We start from the raw sequence: 1,428 nt of genomic DNA on the forward strand, positions 1-1,428 counted from the left end.
GGTTCGGGCGGTGTGGGCGGGTGTGGATGGCGGCGCACAGCAGGGCCGAGAGGGCGGCGACGCCGGCCATCACGTACCAGACGTGCTGGAAGGCGTCGAGCGCGGAGGCGGGGGACGGGGTGCCGAGGACGGCGACGAACACCGACACCCCGAGTACGGCGCCGAGCTGCCGGAACGAGGAGTTGATGGCGCTGCCGATCCCGAACCGGGCCGGCGGCAGCGACGCGGCGGCCGCGCTGCCGAGCGTGGGGAGGGTCAGCCCGATGCCGGCACCGGTGAGCAGGGCCGCCGGCAGCCATTCGGTGACGTAGTGCGGGGTGGCACCGACCTGGGTGGCGAACAGCAGCATCGCCGCGGTGAAGGACAGCGCGCCGGGGACGAGGACCGCGCGGTGGCCGAAACGGTCGGCCAGCGCGCCGGCCAGCGGAGCGGCGACGCCGGCGAGCAGCGGGCTCGGGGTCACCGCGAGGGCGCTGCGCAGCACCGACCAGTGCCACACCGTCTGCAGGAAGATGATGTTCGCCAGGGTGATGGCGAAGAAGGCGGTGGCGAATGTCAGCATCCCGGCGTTCGCCACGCTGTAGGAGCGGACCCGGAACAGGCTGAGGTCGACGGCCGGCCGGGCGGCGTGCCGTGTCCGGACGACGAACAGCGGCAGGCCGGCCGCGGCGACGAGGAACGCGCCGATGACGCGGGGGTCGTCCCAGCCCCACTCCGGCCCCTCGACGATGCCGAGCGCGACAGCGCCGAGCGCCACCGTCACGAGGATGACGCCGAACGGGTCGGGGATGCCGGTGGCGCCCTCGTCCCGGCTCTCGCGCAGCACCCGTGCGCCGACGAGCGCGGCCAGCAGGCAGATCGGCACGTTGACCAGGAACACCCAGCGCCAGGACAGGTACTGGACGAGCAGTGAGCCCAGGATCGGCCCGCTGGCCGCGGCGAGCCCGCCCATCGCGCCCCAGATCCCGATCACGGCTGAGCGTTTCTGGGGCGGGAACTCGGGGAGCAGCAGGGCCAGCGACGACGGCACCAGGATCGCGGCGAACACCGCCTGCAGCGCCCGGGCGGCGACGAGAACGGCGGTGCCGGACGCCAGCCCGCAGGCGGCGGAGGTGACCGCGAACCCGATCAGCCCGATCTGGAACAGCCGTTTGCGGCCGAGCTGGTCGGCCAGCCGCCCGGCGAGGACGAGCAGCGCGGTGAGGACCAGCGCGTAGGCGTTGAGGACCCAGGCCAGGCCCGCGGTCGTGGTGTGGAAGCTCCTGGTGATCGACTCGAACGCGACGTTGACGATGGTCGCGTCCAGGAAGACGACGAACACCCCGATCGAGGAGATGGCGAGGACCGCGCGGGCACGCCCGCTCCTCGGCGCCCGCGGCGCGTCGGTGGGCGCCGGCGCCGCTTTCCCGCCAAGGGCCACCGACGGCG

1 protein-coding gene is annotated in these 1,428 nt (G+C 73.9%); it reads right to left on the minus strand.

Features of this window, described 5'->3' with window-relative positions:
* Window positions 1–1,428: MFS transporter (locus tag AC5LSR_RS20005; RefSeq protein WP_493468815.1), on the minus strand; the 1,428-nt coding region annotated here is incomplete at both ends.

The organism is Protofrankia sp. CiP1_Cm_nod4 (genome assembly GCF_982290645.1).